The sequence below is a fragment of the Candidatus Contendobacter odensis Run_B_J11 genome, assembly GCF_000531125.1.
Taxonomy (GTDB): domain Bacteria; phylum Pseudomonadota; class Gammaproteobacteria; order Competibacterales; family Competibacteraceae; genus Contendibacter; species Contendibacter odensensis.
In genome coordinates, this window is the sequence record NZ_CBTK010000205.1 from 1 (window position 1) to 5,150 (window position 5,150).

Annotated in this window: 4 protein-coding genes and 1 pseudogene; 4 read left to right on the forward strand and 1 reads right to left on the reverse strand. The window is 57.2% G+C overall.

What is annotated here, in order from left to right; genetic code table 11:
• Window positions 1–74: 74 nt before the first annotated feature.
• Window positions 75–257 (forward strand): annotated as a pseudogene (locus tag BN874_RS25740) (IS1595 family transposase); the annotation flags it as partial.
• 236 nt (window positions 258–493) lie between these two features.
• Window positions 494–2,272: a hypothetical protein gene (locus tag BN874_RS22630; protein ID WP_195912183.1), complete on the forward strand. Its 1,779-nt coding sequence runs from the start codon at window positions 494–496 to the stop codon at window positions 2,270–2,272.
• Window positions 2,273–2,380: 108 nt separating this feature from the next.
• Here the strand turns inward: BN874_RS22630 and BN874_RS12295 are convergent, their stop codons facing one another.
• The gene (locus BN874_RS12295; protein WP_034433751.1) at window positions 2,381–3,130 is read right to left on the reverse strand and encodes a DsbC family protein; all 750 of its coding nucleotides are present in this window, start codon (window positions 3,128–3,130) and stop codon (window positions 2,381–2,383) included.
• 399 nt (window positions 3,131–3,529) lie between these two features.
• Here BN874_RS12295 and BN874_RS12300 point away from each other — a divergent pair, with 399 nt between their 5' ends.
• Together BN874_RS12300 and BN874_RS12305 are read left to right on the forward strand one after the other, a co-directional pair.
• Window positions 3,530–4,282 (forward strand): DUF3313 domain-containing protein, encoded by a 753-nt coding sequence (locus tag BN874_RS12300; protein ID WP_051497786.1) that lies wholly within the window; start codon window positions 3,530–3,532, stop codon window positions 4,280–4,282.
• Window positions 4,283–4,417: 135 nt separating this feature from the next.
• A complete protein-coding gene (locus tag BN874_RS12305) occupies window positions 4,418–4,987 on the forward strand; it encodes a YybH family protein (RefSeq protein WP_034433752.1) in 570 nt (189 codons plus the stop codon).
• The last annotated feature ends 163 nt before the right edge of the window (window positions 4,988–5,150 follow it).

Consider the following 5,150-nt stretch of genomic DNA (forward strand, 5'->3'; position numbering starts at 1 on the left):
TATAAATTTTTCAGAAGGGTGTGTTGAAAAATTCCACAACCTGTAAATGATTGCTATAGTTATTGGCGAGACTATATGAGATTCATGTCAACCCGATGGAGGGCTTCTGGTCCTTGCTCTGTTCCTGGTTGCGACCCCATCGGGGAATCTCGCAAGAGAAATTGCCGCTCTACCTGGACTTCTTTCAGTTCGTGTATAACGCGCGGATTCGTGGTCAGGGGTTACTCAGACCCCTTTTGGAACTGCTGGTCGCATAACACAGCGAACTGACCGGAATCCATATTGAGCCAAAATATAAGGTGGGTAGACTACCGGTGACGTTACACTGACCTGCTGCTTGACAGACAATTGATCGGGCACCGGCTAAAGTTGTAAGGTAGCATTCAGCACACTTACAGGAGGATTGACAATGCAACGTAGGCTATTATTCCTCAAAAATCCATCTATCTTATTAATAATAATTGTTATTTTTAGCTTTCCGGTTGCCAGTCAAGTGTTGGCTTCTTCATACGCCATTACCGACCTTGGCACCTTGGGCGGGACTAAAAGTGTCGCTGCTGGCATCAACCAACATGGACAAGTTATTGGGTTTTCGACCACTGCCGGGGAGAGCGCCACCCATGCCTTCTTGTACAGCGGCGGGCGTATGACCGACCTCGGCTCCTTGGGCGGGACGAAGATCTACGCCAATGGCATCAACGCCAGTGGGCAGATCGTCGGGTCTTCGACCACCGCCGGGGAGCGCGCCACCCGTGCCTTTTGGTATGCCAACGGGGGTATGACCGACCTCGGCACCCTGGGTGGGACTTATAGCGCCGCCTTTGGCATCAATGCCAGCGGGCAAATCGTCGGGGAGTCAAAAACTGCTGGGGATAGCGCTACCCATGCGTTCCTGTATAGCGGCGGACGAATGAGTGACCTTGGCACCCTGGGCGGGGCAAATAGCTCAGCCTTGGGTATCAACGCTATTGGGCAGATCGTCGGATACTCAATAATCGGAGGCACCCCGCCCGGAAAGAAATCGTTGACCGGTAGCGGCCAGTATTCAATTGCCGCCGCCGGCGATTCCCATGCGTTCCTGTACAGCGGCGGGCGCATGATCGATCTTGGCACTTTGGGCGGGACTCAGAGCTTCGCTATTAGCATTAACGACAGCGGGCAGGTGGTGGGGTCTTCGACGACCGCCGGGAATAGCGCTCTCCACGCTTTCCGGTACGCGAACGGGGTGATGATCGACCTTGGCACTTTGGGCGGGACTCAGAGCATCGCCTTCAGCATTAATAATGGTGGGCAAGTCTTCGGGGCTTCCACAATCGCTGGCGATAGGGAAACCCATCTTTTCCTGCACACCGGTGGCAGGATGATTGATTTGAATCCGTTCTTTCCTGCCGGCTGGTTTTTAGGGGCGGCGAACGCCATCAACGGTGCTGCTGCCGCAATTAACGATGCGGGTCAAATGGTTGGCTCCGGCACTATAAACGGGCAAACCCATGCGTTTCTTATGTCACCGATTGGACAAGACCTCGGTTCTGCTATCGGCGTGTTCCGCAACGGCCAGTGGTTTCTCGACGCCAACGGCAACGGCGCGTGGGATGGTTGCGGCACCGAGTTTTGCTTCACCGGCTTTGGGCAGGCCGGCGACATGCCCGCCTCCGGGAACTGGAACGGCGGCAGCAAGAACACCATTGGTGTACTGCGTTCGGGCACCGGCGAATGGTTCATTGATCGCAACGGCAACCGGCAATGGGATGGCTGCGTCGCCGACGGCTGCTACAGTGGTTTCGGCCAAGCGGGCGATCTGCCGGTGGCTGGGGATTGGAACGGAACCAGCTTTGCCAAGATTGGAGTGTTCCGTAACGGGCAATGGTTCCTGGACAATGGCAACGGGAAATGGGACGGCTGCGGCACGGATCTCTGCCTGAGCTTCGGCCAGCTCGGCGATCTGCCGGTCGCGGGGAACTGGAACGGCGGATTGAAAGCCGGGGTCGGCGTATTCCGGGCCGGCACCTGGTTTCTCGATTACAACGGCAACGGGCAATGGGACGGCTGTGACGTGGATCGTTGCTACTTCGGCAGCTTCGGCCAGGCCGGGGACTTCCCGGTGGCGGGCGACTGGAACGGCGACGGCAAGGCCAAGGTCGGGGTGTTCCGGGCCGGCACCTGGTATCTGGACTACAACGGCAATGGCGCGTGGGACGGCTGCGGGATTGACCGCTGCTACTTTGGCAGTTTCGGCAAGCAAGGCGATTTGCCCGTCGCCGGTCGGTGGTAGGGCTTCCGTCCTAACCAGCAATCCAACAGGACTTTCGCTTCAGGTTGAAAAATCATTCTTCGATGAATGGTGTGTTGATAGACTCAAAGCGAACGTCCTTACGGCTTCTTAGGGTTGAGCCGCTGGTTTAGCGGCTTTATTTTCCGCCAGCATTTGCGCCAGTTGCGTAGGCGGCACATAACCGGGAATCATTTCACCCGATTCCAGAATCAGGCTGGGCGTACCGCGTACTCCCAGCTTTTGACCTAATTCGTACTGCGCCTTGACCGGATTGTCACAGGTCTTGCGTTCGACATTTTCGCCACGTTTGGCTTTGGTCATCGCTTCCTGCCGATTGTCCGCGCACCAGACCGCCACCGCCTTATGGTACGACTCGGAATTGATCCCCTCACGCGGGAACAACAGGTAGCGAATCTTGATGCCCTCCTTGGTGTAATCGGCCATCTGGCTATGCATCTTGCGGCAGTAACCACAATCAATATCGGTGAAGATCGTAACCGTGTGCTTAACCGCGCCCTCCGGCGTAAACACCACCATGTTGCTCTCGCCCACCGCCTCAATCGCCTTTTCCCGCAGTTCACCCCGGCGATTCTCGCTGAGATTGGCGCGGGAACTCAGATCAAGAATGTCGCCCTGCACCGCAAAACGGCCATCCTCACTCAGGTAAAGCACCTGGCCGCCGACAATCACCTCGTACAATCCCGGAATAGCGGTCAAGGTGATGCTGTCCGGTTTTGCCCCGTTCAAGGCGGTTTGGATGTGCGTCATATCCGGCTGTTTAGCGGATGCAGGGACCGGATCGGCGGCGAATACGCCAGCGCTGTACAAGGCGGCGGCAATCAAGATGATTTTGCGCATTTCAATATCCAGGGAGTAAGCGAGAAGGAAGGAGTATCCGATTCAGAGTTTAGACTGCATTGGGGGTTCCACAGTGACCAGCCAGCGGCGAAAACGCAAGCAGCAACAAATGATCCAGTGGAAATTGGCGTGAAATAACAAGAACGGGGTTCGTCCCTACCATGACAATGACTGATAAACGTCATTCCCGCGTCAATGGGAGTCCAGTAAGTGGCTGATCAGCATTGGATACCCGCTTTCGCGGGCATGACGAATTCAGGTGGTCAGCGAAAGTCCTGAGTCTCTTATAGACCGCGCAGGGTGCTTTTCGGCACATGATGCACTCTTCACTTATGCTTATGAGGCAACCCGTTGTCCGAGTTGCCCGCTCCCTACCCACCTGCAACGGATTCTATGATTATGCGTCGTCTGATCTTCCCCTGCCTGGCATCGCTCGCGCTCCTGCTAACGGCCTGTGCCTCCAATCCCGACATGAGTGAGCAAGCACCTACCCCCGTCACTTATGCCGGGTTTCTGAGCGACCCGGGCCGACTCCAGCCGGTGCCTGGCGACAGCGGCGCCTATCAATGGGCCGACTCCCCCACCACTCTGGCCCGGTATAACAAGATTTTGCTGGAGCGCATCCAGGTTCAACTCGCCGGCGACGCCGACTACAAAGCGGTCGATCCCACGCAACTGAAGGCGCTGGTGGATTACTTTCACCAGGCCATCGTGAACGCGCTCGGCAGCGCCTATCCGGTCGTCACCCAGCCCGGACGAGGGGTGTTGCGGGTACGGATCACCATTGTCAATCTGGTGCCCACCAAACCGGAGATGAGCGTGGTTGCTGCGGTCGTGCCCTTTGCCACAATCCCCGATCTAGCCTCGGGGGCGGCGTCGGGCGGTCCGGTGGGATCTGCACCCTATCTGGGTCGCACCGGCATCGCGGTGCAATTCATTGATAGCGAAACCAGCCGGGTCGTCGCGGAGTACGCCGACACGCGAGTGGGTCGGAAATATGTGGTGGATACCTCGCAGGGCGTCGGCAACGCGGTCACAACTGGCGTTTCGGATTACGCTAAATCCTTCTCGACCTGGGCCTACGCGCAGCAAGCCTTCGATGCCTGGGCGCAAAAATTCCGGGCGCGTCTGGATCAGGTTCACGGCAGGTAATCCCTGACAAAGAACCGCTGTCTGTAGAGTCCGCGCTCAATGCCAATACTATGGAAGCGGTTTATACTGATTTTAGCGTCGGCCATCGCCAGCGTGGATTTCAGTTCACTCATCACCTGTATCGAGGATCACTTAATGAATAAATATCGAATCTTATTGGCCGCAACCCTCGGTTGCACCCTGGCGCTGCCGGTACTCGCGGCGCCGTCGCCGGAAGCTGAAAAGGCGAGCGCGGAACTCAAGGCAGCGTTGCGCCAGCACCATGAAGCCTTGAACAAGCAGGATATCAAGGCGTTGATGGCGCTTTATGCCGATGATCCCAGCGTAGCAGTGATGGGCACCGGCCCCGGCGAATTCTGGAAAGGCAAGGCGGCGGTGGAAGATACCTACAAGCACTTCTTTGAGACTTTCAAGGCCGGTTCGCTGAGCCACGAATGTCCCGATGTTTCCGGGGGTGAAGACGGTAACGGCGCTTGGCTGATGGCCTCCTGTAACATGAAGGACACCACGCCAGACGGTAAGGAGTCCCGCGAGTTCGGGCTCAATGTTTCGGCGGTACTGAAAAAGGATAAAGCCGGTTGGCGGTTTCAGGCCATGCACTTCTCCAATCTGAGCGGTGACGAAGGTCCACCGCCGGAAGACGAAGCACCAGCAGCAGCGCCAGTAGCGCCAGCAGCGCCAACAGCGCCAGCTCCCAAGAAATAATGGAGAGCGCACATGACAGATCGGCATGATGAGCAACAACCCCAACCCGCCGACGCACCGGATACCGGGGAACGGCGGGAATTTCTGCGCAGTCTGGGCAAGTGGTCACAGGCAGTGATCGGCGGTGTGCTGCTAGGCGGCGCCTTGACCGAGTCCAGCCCAG

Excerpts from the sequence above, each read along its gene's own strand:
- BN874_RS12295 (WP_034433751.1), bottom strand. The coding sequence starts at position 3,130 with ATGCGCAAAATCATCTTGATTGCCGCCGCCTTGTACAGCGCTGGCGTA.
- BN874_RS12300 (WP_051497786.1), top strand. The coding sequence starts at position 3,530 with ATGCGTCGTCTGATCTTCCCCTGCCTGGCATCGCTCGCGCTCCTGCTA.
- BN874_RS12305 (WP_034433752.1), top strand. The coding sequence starts at position 4,418 with ATGAATAAATATCGAATCTTATTGGCCGCAACCCTCGGTTGCACCCTG.